This is a genomic window from Flavobacterium zubiriense (genome assembly GCF_041729725.1).
Classification (GTDB): Bacteria; Bacteroidota; Bacteroidia; order Flavobacteriales; family Flavobacteriaceae; genus Flavobacterium; species Flavobacterium zubiriense.
The window spans coordinates 128,679-144,236 of sequence record NZ_JBCFQL010000006.1 but is presented as its reverse complement, the minus strand read 5'-3'; the positions used below and the strand labels follow the sequence as shown (position 1 = coordinate 144,236).

The following is a 15,558-nucleotide window of genomic DNA, read 5'->3' as shown; positions in this document are numbered from 1 at the left end:
GTTATTGATTGATTATTCGGTTCTTTGGTGTGATGTCCTGTTCTTTTTCGGGGTTTTCGTGGTAGAATCCCAGTTTCAATCCTTTTTTTGGGAAATTGGATAATAAGGCATAATTAATAGCTTTCATTATTATGATTTCAGGAATATCAATTCCCGTTTGCAAGAAGGTTTTAAGCGCATATATTTGCTCGGAACCACTATCACTTTTACCAGTTTCAGAAACATTCCCTAAAGCAGAATGTAAGTTCAATCCTGATGACAATGCGTGATTAGCATGATTAGATATCGCAATTTGTGATTCAACATAATTTTTCATGTTTTGGTCGATGGTTTTAATTTCCCAACCAGCTTCAACAAGATTTACACCTTCTAAGTAAAAACTCTTTGTTGTATGCATATACTTTCCTGTATTTTCATCACCTGATAATACTACAGCTATTTTTTCAAGAAAATTCCTTTGATATTCTAAAAGCATTGAAGCTTTATAAAGCACTCCTGATTTTTCGCAATTAGCCTCAATTTCTTCTTTCTTTTTATCCCAAAACACCTGAGGCGAAATGATATGGTATTTAAGATTAATGGAATTTTTTGACAATGCCTTAAAGATTAAAGGAACAGCAGTTGATCGCCTCAACCATTCGATAGAACCGTATAAATCGGGTACTGTATAATAATCGGTACAGAAGCTGTACATATTGCTATAAAAGATAGCATTTTTATTAGCAAATGGATTCTTAAAATCGAATAATGGATAAATTTTGTAGCCATTCGCACCGTTTACATCTCTAAAGGAACGTTCAGCAGTTATGGCATGGGTAGCATCAAGTGTAGCACTGTCTTTTTTACATGCTTTTCGGGTTCTGTCTGGATAAAGATGCTCAATCCTAGATATAGTAGGCTGACCGATACGGCCGCCTTTGCTTAATTCAAATTTAGAAAACACCCCTTCTAAATGTTGGTAATCTGTACAGGATTTTAGCAAGTACGATTCATAATCCCAAGACTCAAGCCATGACTTTATCTCAGCATCTTCAGTATATACTCTTGTTAGTTTACCTTCTTTAATCTGTTCTTTATATAACTGCGGACCCATTCCCCAAATCAATTGGGTTTTCTTTTTAAGTATACCAGGAGCAGTAGAGTTAGTTTGCACTACCTCTTTAATGATATCCGGTAAGTCATCGTTAACACCATAAGGAAAGACTAGGTAATCACCAATAGGGTTGTAACAATTGTTCCATTCAAGATCATTTGCTCTTTGCTTTTGTTGATGTAATTCTCTAGGTGTCTCACTTACCTGATAAGTAAATGCAACATCTGGAGTATCAACAATAGCACCATTACCTACATACTCTATATTCATAACTATGGTTTTATTGTATATCCATTAAACTTTAATAACAGTGGTAAATAAAACCACCTATTCCCATCTTGTCCATTCACATACCCGATAAGAATAGAAGCTTTCTTGCTTTGGTCGTTACGATAACCCATGCGTAGTTGCGCATTCGTTACTGTTTTAATACCAGATGAAGTACCGTTTGTATCATTATATGACATGAATGAAAAGCTAAATGGAATCCCCTTATCGGTGAGTTCACGCATTCTTTTTATCGCATCATACAACTTGACTGTTGACCCCATGTAATTACCTCTTTTATTGTAATACAATAGTACTATTACCTAAGTACAAAGCCTGTGACATGAACAATAACAAGGACTTAAGATACCTTCGGAGTGATAAATGGTGGGTGCTGGCAATGGGCTTCAATCATATCTCTGTCGAAAAGGCAAAGAGGTAACGAAAAAAAGGTTTTTGAGCGGGACGGTGTTTTCAAAGACAAAAACAACAAACCACCCTTTTTAAATAGGGTTAGTTTGTTTGTTTTCAGTTCTTTATCAATTTTGTTTTTTTTGTAACCCTGTTTTTTTAAACTTTTCAAGTGGTAAGTCTAACTATTTAGAATAATTCTATATTTATGTTTTAAAGAGTAAAAAAGTAAAAATAACGTCTTAATAAATCGTATATATACGACTTATTTTGTATCTTTAAGTATTGAAAATCACTTAATTATAACATTATGAACACAGAAAAACAACAAAAAGAGCAAAAAGGTAATGAGGTAAAAGATACAAAAAGTCTAAAATTATTACCAGTAGCAAAAACGGCAGAACCTACCGAGAAAAGCAAAGAAGCTGCTGCAGTAGCAGCTATTGAAAAATTTGCTAATAGCGCACCTTTAACCGCAAAGGAGAGAATTGGAAGAAAAACCCTTTTTGATGAAGTATCAAAGCGATATGAACACTTAGAAAGAAAAGCAAACGACTTAAAAATGTTTCACGCAGGAAACGACAAAATCACTGCAAAAATCATTCTGAAAAATCAGGCGGGATTTGAATTTGAAGTAAGCAATTCTAACGTAATTAAAAAAGTTACTGACACAATGGAAGCAGAATTAAACATTCTACTTACAGAAGCAGAAAACGAGGTCTTAACCTTTGAAATCTAAACCCAGTTAAATTAAAAAACCCTCTGATAGTTCGAAGTATCGGAGGGTTTAAATCACTTAAATTATACAAGCCATGACGCACGTACAATCTAACAGCAGCAAAAATACAGCTTTTAAATTATCTGAGCAAGTAAAAGCCACACTACACGAAAAAGGATATTCTTTCCTTTTCAATTACGAAGATTATAAATATTACAAAGCCCAAGCCAAAAAAACTTTTAATAAAGCCTACACAATAGCTGAGTTATTTATCCAGGAGAACGCCAACCAAAAAAGCGACTACAATGGATATATTTTTTAAATCTCGCACCCTTAAAATTTCATCTCAATTTGTCAAAAATCTTTGGAAGAAACCAACAGTAAAACCAAAAATCATTCTTTCGGGTAAATGGATGCAGGAAGCAGGTTTTGAAATAGGGGAAAATGTGACAATATCAGTATCAAAAAATTTATTAATAATATCGAAAGCTTAAGCCATGACCGAAAAGCAACAAAAACACATCGAAAAGAAAAAAGCATTAATAGCACTTTCTAAATCAGCAAAAGAAATTCAAGAACTCGAAGACGAACCACGCAATATAAATTCAATTTTGATAGAGGATTTTTATTCTAAAGGCGAACACCAAGAATTTAACACTTTTCAAGAATGGATTAAACAAGGAAAACGAGTAAAAAAAGGCGAAAAAGCCTTTTTAGTTTGGGGAAGAAAACGCAAAAACAACCAAGACCAAGCCACCGCAGAACCACAAACCAAAGAGGAAAAAGAATTTTCATTTTATCCGCTTTGTTATCTATTTTCTAACGCTCAAGTACAAACTGCAGATGTTAAAAACTAGAGACGTTCCCAAGGAGTTAAAAACATTTAACTCCTTGTTTTTTGGCTTCGAATACCGCCACGATTTAAACCGAGTTTTTGACGATTTACTAACCGTGATTATTTGCGCAATGGGTAGAGGAACACAAGAACCGCTATACCTTGAAACGATAAAAAAATACAGTCGTTCAGAACTTGAAAGCTTGTGTAAATTGTTTGCAGAACTTACAAAGATATACGCTAAAAGTTTAGAGGGTGGCGATTGGTGCGACCCGCTCGGGGAATATTACGAATGTTTAACGGGTAATTACAAAAAATCAAATTTCGGGCAGTATTTCACCCCCAAAAGCTTATGCGATTTAATGGCACAATTAACAATCGATAAAGATGATTATGGCAAAACAGTAAACGAACCCTGCTCGGGTAGCGGGCGTTTAGTTCTAGCAGCCAATCACATAGGTAAAGGCAATTATTATGTTTGTCAAGACTTGGACCCGATGTGCTGTAAAATGACCGCTATAAATTTATGCTTTCACGAAATAAGGGGGGAGGTACACTGTCATAACTCCTTATTAATGGATAAACCCCGCTTTTCATTAGCTACAAATTACGAATTTTGGAAAAACAAAACTCACTCCATTCTATACTATAACAACGATTAAAACGGCTTATTTCAAGCCGTTTTTCTTTTCCAAAAAAAATCCGCACATGCGTGCGGACTTCGGGGTTTTCTTTTTTTCTTTTTGCTAAAAACTAGCGTTTTTTGAATAACTCTGATAATCAAAATAGATCCATTCGTTTACTTCTTCTACTGCTAAATTAATTTCTGTTGCACTCGGTATAACATTACCGTTTATTGATAATGTACTATTGATTTGTGGTACAAATTTAACTTTATGCTTTCGATATCCTCTTATCAAAATTTGTTTTCCAAATTCAAAAATGAAAACATTATTTTCTTTACAAAATTCTTCAAGTTCATTTAACGTAAAACCAAATGATAATGGGATTGAAACTTCTAAAGACATATTTTCGGTATCAATCCACCCTTTTTTTATTTCAAAGGATAATCTAGATAGGTATTGTAATTTATCCATAAAAATTCACTTATAAGTTAATTTCTTTCAATTCTTCCATTTTTACAACTATCCAAAAAGGAGTGTCATCATCATCTTCGTCACTCCAAAAAGGATTATCTATTTTACACGTTCCATCATCAAATATTTCTTCAATAGAGACTTCTTTACCTTCGTAAATAACATCTTGAGCAACTTTAAATTTAGCCTCCATATTTCTACCCTTTAACTTGATCAACAAACCCCTCAAAATGCTTCCCTTCAGTAATTTCAATCAATGCCGCCGAAAACAACAACGGAGCATCTTTTTTACTATAAATTTCCAAATTTTCCTTTATCCTTTTCATAGCTTGAAACTCATTTTCATTATTGGCTTTCATTGTCATTTGGATAATTTGAACATACGGAGTAATCACTTCCTCGTACTTTTCACCCAGTTGATTCTTAACGCTTTCCTGAACCTCTTTTAATTCTTGTAAACTTTTAAAAGTTGTTTGTTTCTTTTCCATAACTCAAATTTACTAAATTAATCTTCATCAAAATCAATATCCTCTAAATCCTCCTCCAAAAGACGTTCCTCAATAGCTAGGAAGTTCCAGGCTTCCATCATAATACGTTCCTGTTCTTTTTCTGATGGTTTATCGCCATCAAACCATTGAACTTCCGCAATATTAGCATAGAATTCTTCATAATCTGCAAAATAGGCTTCATTCAATTTATACCGGATAAAACAACGAGGAAAACTCATTTTTATAATCGTTTCCTCTCCATCGTGGTGCTGATGGTTTTCTCCCCACCAATAATGCTTATGCGCTTCAAATTTCTTCATTCCCAATTTTTAAAGTTAAATCCAAACATTCCAATATCATATACAATTGATCTGCATTTGGCGAAAATGCACAAGCTTCAATCCTGGCAATTGTACTACGGCTAAAACCTACACGATCACCCAGTCCCGTTTGGGACCATCCTTTTTGCACTCGGGCAGTTTGGATAATACTCGCTACTTTATTCCGTTTTTCTTCGAGTAACATTGTTACTACTACGTTTTGTTCTTTCATATTTCTTTTGCTGTTGAAAATTCTTTGTTTTTAAATAATTCGGCTAATCCGGAAACTTGTTTTAATCTTAATATTTCATCGGCATCCATCCCGATATGTTTCATTATCCAAGCATCGCTCATTCCTGCTTTTGTGAGTTCCGAAACAATATTGCTCATTAGTTCCACATCGTGAGATCCACGCGCTCTATTATGTCTTATTGTAGAAGCTACTCGATTGCTTTCGTCTTTATCAATTACAACCACAGGAAGCAATCCTTTTTCACGGTCAAAAACTCGTTTAGAAGATTTTAAAACCGTATATCTATGAAATCCATCTACAATCTCATACATATCTTCCGAAGCAATGTAGTAACACACTACCGGCATTGTATAACCATCTTCCCAAATAGAAGTTTCTAAAAGTTTCATTTCAGGATGCGCTACACTGTTAGGATTGTAGCTATTTGCTCTAATTTTGTCTATTGGCACAGCCAAAACATTGTAAACTGGACTTTTCATAATAAATTTTGATATTTAGCCATTATATTTTTCCTTTTTGCAATTTCATTTTTTGTGAGCGTGAATCCCATATACTTACATAAATGGTCATTTTTCATTATGCAAATACACATTCTTTTGTATGTTGGAATTTCTTTTGCTTCTGCAATGTCAATTTCATCAATGTAATCCATTATTACAGGTAATTTTGATGTTTGATAATTGGTACTTTCCTTAACCTCAATTTTCACGCCTGCAGTTCGTAATTTTTCAATCGTTTCTTTCGATAAAACTCCACCTTTTTCTTTCCAAAAAGTTACGGAAGTCGAAAGTTTTTCAAAATAATTAGCCCTTGTTACTTCAGGCAAAGTCGATAAAAGAAAATACATATAACTTTCCCAAGTGTGTCCAGCGGGCAATTTTATACTTTGCCATCCCATTGCGGTAGTTCCTCCATAAATACCAGTGAAATTTACGCCATTTACACGGCTTAATAATTTCCCCCAGGTGTTAGGTTCAATTATTCGATACATCTTCAAACTTTCCTGTGCAGTCGATAAAAAAGGGCTTGCTACACGTTGCTGTTCTATCCCAACACCAGCCATATAGAAAATATCGTAAAGTTTATTGTAAGTCCAATTGAATTTCCCGTTTGCAATCCAAACATCTTTTGTCGTGAAATCGAAAATAGGATAGGCATTGTAAACATCTTGAAACATTTCTTTAGTCCACTTAATACCTTGGTAATTTTTGTAGTTTTTATCAGAATGAATAGCACGCCATCTGTTCAAACTTTCCTGCGTACGAATTCCAACCAAACAAGCCGTTTTCTTTGCTTTTTTCAATTTATGGTACCACAATGAAAATTTCTCCTGAAACTCATAATCCCACATATTATTTTTAAAGAAATCAAAATCAGTTTCGGTATAACAATCCTTAGGCAATGGCGAAACCCAAATATCTTGTTTTGATTTCTCCCAAGGTCGCCAAAAATTCTCATGCATCGAAGTGCAAGTCGAAACCTTGAATGGAACACAACATCTGTAAATTTCAAGAATATCAGCATTAGCTTCCAAAGTTTCATTGACATAATCAGTTGTCATTTTGTATTGCGCTTCATAATCCAAATGAAACACACCAATTTTTCTATCCAATTTATGCTCTCTAATATAATCGATGCACAAATTCAAAAGCACACCACTGTCTTTTCCTCCAGAGAAAGAAACATAAATATTATCGAATTCCTTAAATAGAATTCTCAATCGTTCCTGCGAAGCTTCATGAACTGTCATAACTCTTTCTTTAAATTTTCTCTACCTATTTTTTTAAAATATTCTACCATACTCGTTTTTGCCTTCACGTTCTTATCAAATAACGCTTCCAGTCCTACATTACCAGTCATATCCCAATAATAACAATCCTCTAGGTTTCCCGTTCTGTAATTCCTGAAACTTCCCTGTTCCCGCAAACCCCAATCAAAGTTTTTATCCCAAAAAATCGTATAAGGATAGTTCTGCAAGTTCAGGCTCATTGATTCCTTTTGGTAACTCAAAACCTGTGCTTTCGGGAAAGCTTCCTTCACTTCTTCTTGTGATCGTATGAACTTGCAAAAGATAATATGCTTTTCTTCTGGCCATTTCTTGAAATGTTCCTCCAAAACTTCAAACTTATTCTCCGTGCAACAATACGTGTGCTGCATGTTTTGTGTCATTTCTAGAAAGATATTATTGTTTTTTTCTTCCAATGTTTTATCATCGAGATACTTTTCTTTCAGATAATTATATTCTTCCTTGGTTTCGTCGCACAACGTGTAATTATAATTGTTCCAATACTGTTTGATTTCCAAATTCAAATCACACTCAAAAATATATTCTCCAATCAATGAATAGAGATAATCAATATTCTCAATTCCAGTAATGAATTCCTTGGTGTAATTTCTTCCATAACCGCCCGACTTCGTGATTTTCGTATATTTCAGAAAAGTCTGTTTGAATTCCGCATAATCCATTCGGAGGATTTTAGGCGAAAGAAAATGAATCTGACTCCACAAATCCAATAAGTTTTTTGTGATGGGCGTTCCGTTCAAAATCAACTTATATTCTACCATACTGCCTAATGTCAACATTCTCTGGGTGCGTTTGGCTTCAAAGTTTTTCATCTTGATACTTTCATCAACCACCAAGAAACACCGCCAAGCCGTAGCAATCTGTTTGTACAATTGCAAATAAGCACGGTCTGATAATTGTAAAGTTTCAATACCCATATATACCACGTTCGTACAATTGAACCCACCCCATTTATTGATTTCATCAATAATACTGGGTAAACCATCCTTTGGTTTAATGCTTCGCAAAGGACCAATCCAAACCACTAAATCAACTCCTTCAACAGCGTTTACCATTTCAATAGTTGGTCGAGTTTTAGCCGTTCCGGGTTTCATAAACAAAGCTCCAACCTTGTTAGGCATCAGCTTTGTTTTTACTTCTATTTGTTGCGGGAGTGAAGCTATCATCGTTTCAGCTCTTTAATGGTGTTGTTTTCTAAAGGATCTATTTTAGTTGGTTCGTGTTTTTCTACAATCCATACTGGAACTTCTTTTCTGGTGATAGTATCGAAAGTAGCTTGTTTTTTGCTTGAATATTGAAGGCTTTTTTGTTTCAAAATCCATTCACTTATCCAGTACGCCTCGCTTTTACTAACACTGTAATCTTGCCCGAATACCTGACTTTTTGGGATTAATGCTTCTGAACCATCAAAGGCTGTGGCTTTATAGCATTTGTCAGATATTGCAGTAAGGCTCGAAAGCCTTACCGAATAACATAAAACTTTCATTATTTATTTTTATAAACAAAATTGTCAATCAGCCTTTTTACATTTTCGACATTTATATTTTGTTCTCTTAAACCAAACTCATGCACAGCTAAATGAGTTTTAAAAATGCTACTCCAATACCAATTCATACCCAATTCGATATGAATACGTCCATCTTCATAAATTTTGTAATTAGGTCTTAAGTCTTCATTAGGATAGTTTTCAGCAACGTATTTTTTTATCTCTTCAAGTTTATTATTAGACAAAGCGTCATTACTCAAAGCTGTAACTTCTTTGATGTAAACGATTGGATTTCCTGAGTTATTTCCAGCCGCAAAACTATTAGAAGTTGGTCTTTCTTGACACATCATTTCTTCAATGTGTTTTTTGCTTATTTCATTAAGAAATAAACCTTTTTCACTCAGTTTTTCAATCACTTCTGTTGGATTGCCTGATACAAATGAGTTCTCACGGAATTTAATGTTAAATGCTCTCATAATATTTCTGCGACTTTATCGTCCTGCACCGGACTTCTTAATTACTACCCTACAAATGTAGCGTAAACGAATCAATAAAACAAATAAAAAAGGTATTATTTTTTTTAAATATTTTACCCACCCACACTAGGATCCATTCCCGAGTATCCAGAATGCGTATTCACAAGCTTCACATAAGCAGGTCGGTAAACCAAATATTTAAACGCATCACTAAAATTGGTAGAAAACATAGGTCTTGAAGCCAAAGGCAAGCTTTCAGTAGATTTATCCTTGTGCAAAGATTTTGACCCTGTTTTTGTATCTGTTCTAATTTTTATTTTTGTAAGTTCTAAGGAACTTTTTAAGCATTTACATTGAAACTTATCTATTTTGATTTTGATTAAACCACGAGTTCTTTCGCCAAACAAATTTTTAGCAAAATTATATTCCTCCTCATGGTAAATAGTGGATTGTCCTTCAGATTTCAAGTTTACAGTCCATCCAGTACTAGAACCATTATTGTATTCAATCGCTTTTTTAATGGCATTCGCCCAATCTCGTTTGGTTTTGCTATTCTGATTTCCAGAACGATCATAATACAAGTCCAAAACTTTAACCTTATGATGTTTGAAAAACTCACAAAATTTCAGTCCCATTTGAATTTCGTTTTCAGGAGCCAAAGTATAGAACTCTTTTAGGCAATACAAGTAGTTTCCTCTTGGCTGTGCCGCCACCAAACTACACATATCGCCAAAGTCCATACCCCCTTCTAGTTTCGCATTGTGGTCGATGTGTCGCAATGCCAAACTACTTTCCTCTATTTCCTCCATCAAGGAGTATTTATGGTAATATTCAGTAATAACACCATCATCATAATAATGATGTTCGCCTAGTGTACCATAGAATTTTTCGCCTTTCTTTATATCAGCTTTAAAACCTAAAATAGCAGTTTTAAATTCCTCAGGTCCCAATGCTTTAAATGTATCTTTAAAAAAACCTTCTTGCAAAATATCAGCATTGACCATGGAGGAAACCATATAAAAAAAAGTAGAATCCTTACGTACCCTTATCCATTTTTCAGTCCATCTGGCAATTTGTTTTAATAAAAGATTTGCCTTGTATTCATTCCTATCCATTTGGGCATTGTAAAGCTCACATTTAATTTCATTTAGAATTTTACCACATTCCAACGCTGCTTTAATTTGCTCAATATTCATATCCTTTTCACGATTCAGCATCCAGTCGTAATCCCCTTGCAGGATATTAGGATTATCAGAAAGAAAGGTTCTACCACGGTAATAAACAGAGGATTGAAAGCGTACGTCACCACCACGAATTGCAGGATCTAATTTTTTAAGTTTGTTAAAATCTAGTAATCGCCCTTCGTCACCAAACATGTGCTGAAAAGAGTTACCCGCCAATCCACTAGGCTGATCAAGACTTCCTAAAAGCAAACGAACGCCCACTTTTGTTGAAATAGTTTGTCTGTAGGAATCTGTATTTTTGTAGCACTTTTTAAAATGCAAAGGAGGTTTTGTATCGGTAACAAAATCACGACCATGATACCAGCCTTTACGTTCCCATCCCTCAAGTAAGGTTGGGAGAATGTTTTTCCTGGCATTTACATAAGTATCCGAAACAATTACCTGCTGGCTGCCTGGCATATCATACATAACATTCTGTGACCTTTGAGCAAAAATATCAGTCTTGGCAGCACCACGACCGGCTAATAAAATCAAATCTTTGGGCGAAATAAGTTCGCACAATAAATTTAACCAGTTTACATAAACAGGATTAATAAAAGGATCGTTATGCTTTACGTGGGTCTTCCTGCTCATTCGGGAATATTTTTAAAGGCATTAACAACGCTTCTTGCTTGATACGTTGGCGTTCTTTCTCGGTAAGTTCCGGTAGTTTATTGATGAAATCATCAAGTGCTTTCCTATTCGTTTCTCCAAATTCTAGAATTCGTGCATCGTAAGTCAATAAATTAATCGGTTTTTCATAGTAATGGTCTGGAATAACTTCTTTATCTTCTTCATTAACTCCACGGGCAATCATGGTATCTAAAAGCATTTTATGAACCTTAGCAGCATCACTTACATCTTTCATAATCAGCATGGCAAAATTGGTTACTTTGTCCATCCTTTCAGCATAATAATTACGATAGGCATCTTTTGAAACCTCTTTATCAGAATGAAAATATTCTAAGGTTTCGTTGTATATTTTTTTGGCTTTGTAAGGGGAAATATTTTCAACCAAAACAAGATGCTTTATCACAGCATCTTTATTCCCATAGATATCAATACGACGAATCATACCCATTACTTTATCCAAAAGTAATAAGTAATTTACAATTTCTTCAGGAGCATTTTTAATACTCCCATTTTCCATAAAATCATAAATATGGTCTAATGATATATCATCTAAATTCATATTCCAAATAAGCATTGATTCCTAATGTTATTCACTTCGTTTTTTTCCGCTTCTTTCAGGAAAATTTGTGCTGCAGTAATATTTCCTTTTTCCGCCAGTTCCTTTTGTTTGTTGTTGATATTAAACTCAGCAATCAGTTTGCCGCGCTCATAGTTTTTCCGCACCTGTGATTCTTTATCATACCACAACCTCAGGAAATCTTTCTTATCTACTTCCAGATAAACCGCAATTCGCTCAGGCGAATAATTACACCCCGCCAAATCATGTATCGCAGTATATTCTTCTTCCGAAAATTTTATGTCTAATAGTTCCATAAGTCATTGCGAGGAACGAAGCAATCTCATTCCAATTATTTTTTTAATTCAAGCGCATCCAAATATTTTTTCATATTCTCAGGTGAAAGAGTTAATGTGAGTTCATTAAATTTTTTTCTACTCTTATAATTAATTTCAGCTTCTTGAGCATCCTCTAGTTGAGCTATCATTTTTTTATAAGCCTTGTCAGCCTTTCTACTATTTTCTAATGACAATCTCATAGATTCAGCACTTATCGCTGGGGGCATAGGAGGATTTTCATAAATAGGCATACTGTTTTTTTTATAACACACTTCACATCTGCCACCAGGAGAATGATTTTTAATATTATTACAAATACATTTTGTTGGAGGCTTAGGAGGGTTTCTCATTTTAGGAACAGAACCTTTAGGCCTCAAATGCTCAGGAGGTTCTGGAATTGTTCTTCCTCCACATCTAACACCCGAAACAGCCAAAAAAACCGCACAAATCAAAGCCAGAACAGCAATACTGTATAAAATGGTTAATGTATCCATGTTGTTATTTTTTTTCTAATAAAAGAACACAAACGCCCCAATTGATAATATATCCCAGTAGGCAACGAAACACCTAACAAACACAATCCTATAACAAACCCAAAAACTACCGCCCCAATGCCTAACAGCAGTTTCACAATCGAAAAAATGAGTGATGATATCATAAGTTTTTTTTATATTTTATGTTCCAAACCCCAACATCCGAACTCTTATTAATACAGCTTAAATCATCCAAATGATATAAAATATATGATTCCCCAAATCGGGCAACAATTATAAAATTTGGTTTTCTTGAAATAGGAACTATTTTAATCATAGATTTTCAAGTTTAGTTTTTCCACAACGTCTCCCTCTCCTTTGGAGAGGGTCGGGGTGAGGATTAATATTTCTTCAATTTACTCTCAGTAAACAACGTCATTCTAAAATCATACAAACCCTTGCAATTCCCAAAAGTGTACTGTTCATAGTGGGCATTTTCGCTCCAGTTCCCAGAACCTTCCACAATAAAATGATGTTCATTGGTCCGCATCAGACAAACCTTTGCGTGCACCCACGCATACAACACTTTTAAATTCGGACGACTAGAAGCCATTGCCATGAGATTATCAATTACAAGTGGATTCCGTTTGATCATACTATCAGAAACCAATAGCGTGATTTGTTCAATTTCGCCCTTGTCGTGCATCTCTACTAAAGCTTCAATTACTTTTCGTCCAATGCTATAAGTCGATGCGTATAATTCTTTGATAGGGAAATGTTTAGCTACAAAAGGAATAAATGTAAAAGCATTAAATGCCGTATCACTTTGCAAAAAGAAAAACTCCTCATCTGTTGGAATCCGCATCAAATCATTTTCAAGAGAAGAAACCTTTTGATAATGTTTCACTAGGTATTTTGACACAAACATTTCTGATTTTCCGTCCCTATCATATACACCAACCTCCCCCTCCTTCGGAGGGGGCTGTGGGGAGGATTTATAATCAAACAACATCTTACTTCGTGCTGATTCCTAACTTCTTATTGACCATCGATAATTTCATTTCACGATCAGCCACACGCTCTTTGATTTCAATAATTTTAGCTTCATCATTTTCCTGTTCCGCTTTCGCTAAAGACTTCTTATTGTCGCTAAAATATTTTGAACTGGAACCTATGTATTTATTCAATTGCTCAGGAGACATTTCATCCACTTCACGCTGAAACTGTAACGTTTTAAAAATCGAATGTTTACCAAGTAATTTTCCAGTCTCTTTGTAAACATTCAATTCGTCATAGATGGCTTGGTTTTCTTCAAAAGCTACTTTAGCAGCTTCCGCAATCTCTGACTGTTCCTCCTTAGAAACAACCAATTCCCCTGATTCTATTTGTAATAATTGAGCGTGTTTTTCTTGGTAGATTTTCCAAGCCGTAATTTTATCGGCAACAAGAATTTTCAATTCATTCGGACAAGCTGAATCATTTAGAAATGGGAATTCCTCACGAATAGAAGTACCAGTAACCGCTGTTAACTCATTTACCTTTTCTTTCAAAGCTTCGTTTTCATCATGTAAGTCTGAATTCTCATCCTCCAAAACTTCCTTTTCATATTCTAGATCTTCTTTCTCCGAAAGCAAAGTTTCGTTTTCCTCCTTCAACCCATTAACCACAATATCATTAATTGAATTAACAGTATCAGAGGTTTTTAAAGACGCTAGTTCAACCGCTTTTAAAACTTCAACTGCCTTATCATTCCCAACTGCAACCGCAAATTGAGTTAAATTTTCAATAGTATAATTTGATTCCTGTAAAGCTTCTACCCAATCAATATAATGCTCAGGAAGCAAAGCAATTAAGCCAGATAGAATTGCAATTCTTTCATCAGGTAACCTCTGACTTCTAACTTCTAACTTCTCACTTCTAACTTTCTCCACATCCGTGATACCATGTAATTTTTGCAAATCATAAAGTAAATTTTGCAAATTACTTTCGGTGTATCCTACAGCATTCAGAGAACGAACAATAGATTCATTGTTCCCTTCTGACTTTCTATACAATTCAAAAGCAGTATTAAACTGCTCGTGTTTTTCAACAGGTAAGTTCTGGAAGAACTCAATTACTTTATTTTTCATAGTTTCAATTCTTAATGTTAATAGTATATTGAACTGTAAAATTGGTAATTACCATTTTAAAATGCTGTGACATAAAAAAAACCCCTGCAAATGCAGAGGCTTTTCCCAAACTACTAACTAAAAAAAACACAAACTATTCTTCTCTCGCTTTCTCTATCAAGAAAGTCGTTGCACCGGCTTTAAACACCTCAAGATGAATAATCGCACCCGCTAAAGCTACCCAATCGGTACCATTAACTAATATTGCCGATTTATCAGCCACTCCAGTTGATAATGTAGCAGGAGCTACACCACCGCCACCTATTAAGGTAATTACAGTTCCGGCATCAGCAGTAATTGCTGCAAACACAATAGGCTCCGTAATTGCTAAACTTGGTAATTGGTAAACAGCACCACCCGCTTCATTAATGGTTACGGCTCCAGCATCAGCCACAGCTGTTGGTGTGTTAAAATCAACAGTTCCTGTAAAATGACCAGGTAACCATTCTGTACTGGCAAATTGCTCAAAAACCAACATGTGCTTACGACCATCATTATTATCTTGTCCAGTAGGTTTTAATTGTACTGGAGCACACTTAGTCCCAACTACTTTTCTAAAGGCATCTTGACAGCTTCCATGTATTACAATACAAGGCTCATTCAACCATTCGGCAATGAACTCATTGATTTGTAAATCATTCCCCGGATGCTCACCTTCAAACTTGTGTTTTACTGACATCGAATCTTCTTCTCCTGTATTTTCATAAGGAGCACTAGATTTAGATGATGTAAGATACAACGAAGCAATTTTCGGATTGGCGGTAAAAGTGAAGTTCCCATTCATCTTCACTTTTTTAGAATCCCTTGCTGCCCAACCTAAAATACTTTTTACCGCAATTATTGTAACATTTGGCTCTTTTGGAGCAGCTGCTGCGGATGACGTTTTATTATAAACTTTTCCTAAATACATAACTTATAT

24 protein-coding genes are annotated in these 15,558 nt (G+C 34.8%); 5 read left to right on the top strand and 19 right to left on the bottom strand.

The window, feature by feature from the left end:
- Position 1: 1 nt before the first annotated feature.
- Both AAGV28_RS07170 and AAGV28_RS07165 read right to left on the bottom strand, forming a co-directional pair.
- Positions 2-1,363: a hypothetical protein gene (locus tag AAGV28_RS07170; RefSeq protein ID WP_373406141.1), complete on the bottom strand. Its 1,362-nt coding sequence runs from the start codon at positions 1,361-1,363 to the stop codon at positions 2-4.
- Between the two features lie 2 nt (positions 1,364-1,365).
- The gene (locus AAGV28_RS07165; RefSeq protein ID WP_373406140.1) at positions 1,366-1,644 is read right to left on the bottom strand and encodes a hypothetical protein; all 279 of its coding nucleotides are present in this window, start codon (positions 1,642-1,644) and stop codon (positions 1,366-1,368) included.
- A gap of 437 nt (positions 1,645-2,081) precedes the next feature.
- On the opposite strand from AAGV28_RS07165, the gene AAGV28_RS07160 reads away from it, so the two are divergent.
- From AAGV28_RS07160 to AAGV28_RS07140, 5 genes are all read left to right on the top strand, one after another.
- Entirely contained in the window at positions 2,082-2,510 is a 429-nt protein-coding gene (locus AAGV28_RS07160) for a hypothetical protein (RefSeq protein WP_373406139.1), read from the top strand.
- Between the two features lie 73 nt (positions 2,511-2,583).
- Positions 2,584-2,811 carry a hypothetical protein gene (locus AAGV28_RS07155; protein ID WP_373406138.1) on the top strand — a complete coding sequence of 76 codons (228 nt, stop codon included), beginning with the start codon at positions 2,584-2,586 and terminating at the stop codon, positions 2,809-2,811.
- Entirely contained in the window at positions 2,795-2,983 is a 189-nt protein-coding gene (locus AAGV28_RS07150; RefSeq protein ID WP_373406137.1) for a SymE family type I addiction module toxin, read from the top strand. The genes AAGV28_RS07155 and AAGV28_RS07150 overlap by 17 nt, the downstream gene beginning before the upstream one ends.
- A gap of 3 nt (positions 2,984-2,986) precedes the next feature.
- Positions 2,987-3,346, top strand: a complete 360-nt coding sequence (locus AAGV28_RS07145) for an ArdC-like ssDNA-binding domain-containing protein (protein WP_373406136.1) — start codon at positions 2,987-2,989, stop codon at positions 3,344-3,346.
- Positions 3,333-3,986: an N-6 DNA methylase gene (locus tag AAGV28_RS07140; protein ID WP_373406135.1), complete on the top strand. Its 654-nt coding sequence runs from the start codon at positions 3,333-3,335 to the stop codon at positions 3,984-3,986. Before AAGV28_RS07145 ends, AAGV28_RS07140 begins: the two co-directional genes overlap by 14 nt.
- 84 nt (positions 3,987-4,070) lie before the next feature.
- Here the strand turns inward: AAGV28_RS07140 and AAGV28_RS07135 are convergent, their stop codons facing one another.
- The 17 genes from AAGV28_RS07135 to AAGV28_RS07055 form a co-directional block, all read right to left on the bottom strand.
- Positions 4,071-4,421: a hypothetical protein gene (locus tag AAGV28_RS07135; RefSeq protein WP_373406134.1), complete on the bottom strand. Its 351-nt coding sequence runs from the start codon at positions 4,419-4,421 to the stop codon at positions 4,071-4,073.
- Between the two features lie 10 nt (positions 4,422-4,431).
- A complete protein-coding gene (locus AAGV28_RS07130; RefSeq protein ID WP_373406133.1) occupies positions 4,432-4,614 on the bottom strand; it encodes a hypothetical protein in 183 nt (60 codons plus the stop codon).
- A 4-nt stretch (positions 4,615-4,618) separates the two neighbouring features.
- Positions 4,619-4,909: a hypothetical protein gene (locus AAGV28_RS07125; protein WP_373406132.1), complete on the bottom strand. Its 291-nt coding sequence runs from the start codon at positions 4,907-4,909 to the stop codon at positions 4,619-4,621.
- 17 nt (positions 4,910-4,926) lie between these two features.
- The gene (locus AAGV28_RS07120) at positions 4,927-5,229 is read right to left on the bottom strand and encodes a hypothetical protein (RefSeq protein ID WP_373406131.1); all 303 of its coding nucleotides are present in this window, start codon (positions 5,227-5,229) and stop codon (positions 4,927-4,929) included.
- Positions 5,216-5,461: a helix-turn-helix domain-containing protein gene (locus AAGV28_RS07115; protein WP_373406130.1), complete on the bottom strand. Its 246-nt coding sequence runs from the start codon at positions 5,459-5,461 to the stop codon at positions 5,216-5,218. Before AAGV28_RS07115 ends, AAGV28_RS07120 begins: the two co-directional genes overlap by 14 nt.
- A complete protein-coding gene (locus AAGV28_RS07110; protein WP_373406129.1) occupies positions 5,458-5,961 on the bottom strand; it encodes an IbrB-like domain-containing protein in 504 nt (167 codons plus the stop codon). Before AAGV28_RS07110 ends, AAGV28_RS07115 begins: the two co-directional genes overlap by 4 nt.
- Positions 5,958-7,232, bottom strand: coding sequence for a DUF3440 domain-containing protein (locus AAGV28_RS07105; protein WP_373406128.1), 1,275 nt, complete (start codon positions 7,230-7,232; stop codon positions 5,958-5,960). The genes AAGV28_RS07110 and AAGV28_RS07105 overlap by 4 nt, the downstream gene beginning before the upstream one ends.
- Positions 7,229-8,452: an SNF2-related protein gene (locus AAGV28_RS07100; RefSeq protein WP_373406127.1), complete on the bottom strand. Its 1,224-nt coding sequence runs from the start codon at positions 8,450-8,452 to the stop codon at positions 7,229-7,231. Before AAGV28_RS07100 ends, AAGV28_RS07105 begins: the two co-directional genes overlap by 4 nt.
- Positions 8,449-8,772: a hypothetical protein gene (locus AAGV28_RS07095; protein WP_373406126.1), complete on the bottom strand. Its 324-nt coding sequence runs from the start codon at positions 8,770-8,772 to the stop codon at positions 8,449-8,451. The genes AAGV28_RS07100 and AAGV28_RS07095 overlap by 4 nt, the downstream gene beginning before the upstream one ends.
- Positions 8,772-9,248, bottom strand: coding sequence for a hypothetical protein (locus AAGV28_RS07090; protein WP_373406125.1), 477 nt, complete (start codon positions 9,246-9,248; stop codon positions 8,772-8,774). The genes AAGV28_RS07095 and AAGV28_RS07090 overlap by 1 nt, the downstream gene beginning before the upstream one ends.
- A gap of 113 nt (positions 9,249-9,361) precedes the next feature.
- Entirely contained in the window at positions 9,362-11,065 is a 1,704-nt protein-coding gene (locus AAGV28_RS07085) for a hypothetical protein (RefSeq protein ID WP_373406124.1), read from the bottom strand.
- Positions 11,037-11,678: a hypothetical protein gene (locus AAGV28_RS07080; protein WP_373406123.1), complete on the bottom strand. Its 642-nt coding sequence runs from the start codon at positions 11,676-11,678 to the stop codon at positions 11,037-11,039. Before AAGV28_RS07080 ends, AAGV28_RS07085 begins: the two co-directional genes overlap by 29 nt.
- Positions 11,660-11,977 (bottom strand): hypothetical protein, encoded by a 318-nt coding sequence (locus AAGV28_RS07075; RefSeq protein ID WP_373406122.1) that lies wholly within the window; start codon positions 11,975-11,977, stop codon positions 11,660-11,662. The genes AAGV28_RS07080 and AAGV28_RS07075 overlap by 19 nt, the downstream gene beginning before the upstream one ends.
- 35 nt (positions 11,978-12,012) lie before the next feature.
- Complete coding sequence (locus AAGV28_RS07070; protein WP_373406121.1) at positions 12,013-12,492, bottom strand: hypothetical protein; 480 nt, start codon at positions 12,490-12,492, stop codon at positions 12,013-12,015.
- A gap of 379 nt (positions 12,493-12,871) precedes the next feature.
- A complete protein-coding gene (locus AAGV28_RS07065; protein ID WP_373406120.1) occupies positions 12,872-13,378 on the bottom strand; it encodes a phospholipase D-like domain-containing protein in 507 nt (168 codons plus the stop codon).
- 106 nt (positions 13,379-13,484) lie between these two features.
- A complete protein-coding gene (locus AAGV28_RS07060; protein ID WP_373406119.1) occupies positions 13,485-14,600 on the bottom strand; it encodes a hypothetical protein in 1,116 nt (371 codons plus the stop codon).
- A gap of 133 nt (positions 14,601-14,733) precedes the next feature.
- Entirely contained in the window at positions 14,734-15,549 is an 816-nt protein-coding gene (locus AAGV28_RS07055) for a hypothetical protein (RefSeq protein ID WP_373406118.1), read from the bottom strand.
- Positions 15,550-15,558 lie beyond the last annotated feature (9 nt).

Excerpts from the sequence above, each read along its gene's own strand:
- AAGV28_RS07105 (WP_373406128.1), bottom strand. The coding sequence starts at position 7,232 with ATGACAGTTCATGAAGCTTCGCAGGAACGATTGAGAATTCTATTTAAG.
- AAGV28_RS07145 (WP_373406136.1), top strand. The coding sequence starts at position 2,987 with ATGACCGAAAAGCAACAAAAACACATCGAAAAGAAAAAAGCATTAATA.
- AAGV28_RS07115 (WP_373406130.1), bottom strand. The coding sequence starts at position 5,461 with ATGAAAGAACAAAACGTAGTAGTAACAATGTTACTCGAAGAAAAACGG.
- AAGV28_RS07155 (WP_373406138.1), top strand. The coding sequence starts at position 2,584 with ATGACGCACGTACAATCTAACAGCAGCAAAAATACAGCTTTTAAATTA.
- AAGV28_RS07125 (WP_373406132.1), bottom strand. The coding sequence starts at position 4,909 with ATGGAAAAGAAACAAACAACTTTTAAAAGTTTACAAGAATTAAAAGAG.
- AAGV28_RS07135 (WP_373406134.1), bottom strand. The coding sequence starts at position 4,421 with ATGGATAAATTACAATACCTATCTAGATTATCCTTTGAAATAAAAAAA.
- AAGV28_RS07165 (WP_373406140.1), bottom strand. The coding sequence starts at position 1,644 with ATGGGGTCAACAGTCAAGTTGTATGATGCGATAAAAAGAATGCGTGAA.
- AAGV28_RS07110 (WP_373406129.1), bottom strand. The coding sequence starts at position 5,961 with ATGAAAAGTCCAGTTTACAATGTTTTGGCTGTGCCAATAGACAAAATT.
- AAGV28_RS07095 (WP_373406126.1), bottom strand. The coding sequence starts at position 8,772 with ATGAAAGTTTTATGTTATTCGGTAAGGCTTTCGAGCCTTACTGCAATA.
- AAGV28_RS07060 (WP_373406119.1), bottom strand. The coding sequence starts at position 14,600 with ATGAAAAATAAAGTAATTGAGTTCTTCCAGAACTTACCTGTTGAAAAA.
- AAGV28_RS07080 (WP_373406123.1), bottom strand. The coding sequence starts at position 11,678 with ATGCTTATTTGGAATATGAATTTAGATGATATATCATTAGACCATATT.
- AAGV28_RS07100 (WP_373406127.1), bottom strand. The coding sequence starts at position 8,452 with ATGATAGCTTCACTCCCGCAACAAATAGAAGTAAAAACAAAGCTGATG.
- AAGV28_RS07150 (WP_373406137.1), top strand. The coding sequence starts at position 2,795 with ATGGATATATTTTTTAAATCTCGCACCCTTAAAATTTCATCTCAATTT.
- AAGV28_RS07140 (WP_373406135.1), top strand. The coding sequence starts at position 3,333 with ATGTTAAAAACTAGAGACGTTCCCAAGGAGTTAAAAACATTTAACTCC.
- AAGV28_RS07160 (WP_373406139.1), top strand. The coding sequence starts at position 2,082 with ATGAACACAGAAAAACAACAAAAAGAGCAAAAAGGTAATGAGGTAAAA.
- AAGV28_RS07085 (WP_373406124.1), bottom strand. The coding sequence starts at position 11,065 with ATGAGCAGGAAGACCCACGTAAAGCATAACGATCCTTTTATTAATCCT.
- AAGV28_RS07120 (WP_373406131.1), bottom strand. The coding sequence starts at position 5,229 with ATGAAGAAATTTGAAGCGCATAAGCATTATTGGTGGGGAGAAAACCAT.
- AAGV28_RS07090 (WP_373406125.1), bottom strand. The coding sequence starts at position 9,248 with ATGAGAGCATTTAACATTAAATTCCGTGAGAACTCATTTGTATCAGGC.
- AAGV28_RS07070 (WP_373406121.1), bottom strand. The coding sequence starts at position 12,492 with ATGGATACATTAACCATTTTATACAGTATTGCTGTTCTGGCTTTGATT.
- AAGV28_RS07075 (WP_373406122.1), bottom strand. The coding sequence starts at position 11,977 with ATGGAACTATTAGACATAAAATTTTCGGAAGAAGAATATACTGCGATA.
- AAGV28_RS07130 (WP_373406133.1), bottom strand. The coding sequence starts at position 4,614 with ATGGAGGCTAAATTTAAAGTTGCTCAAGATGTTATTTACGAAGGTAAA.
- AAGV28_RS07170 (WP_373406141.1), bottom strand. The coding sequence starts at position 1,363 with ATGAATATAGAGTATGTAGGTAATGGTGCTATTGTTGATACTCCAGAT.
- AAGV28_RS07055 (WP_373406118.1), bottom strand. The coding sequence starts at position 15,549 with ATGTATTTAGGAAAAGTTTATAATAAAACGTCATCCGCAGCAGCTGCT.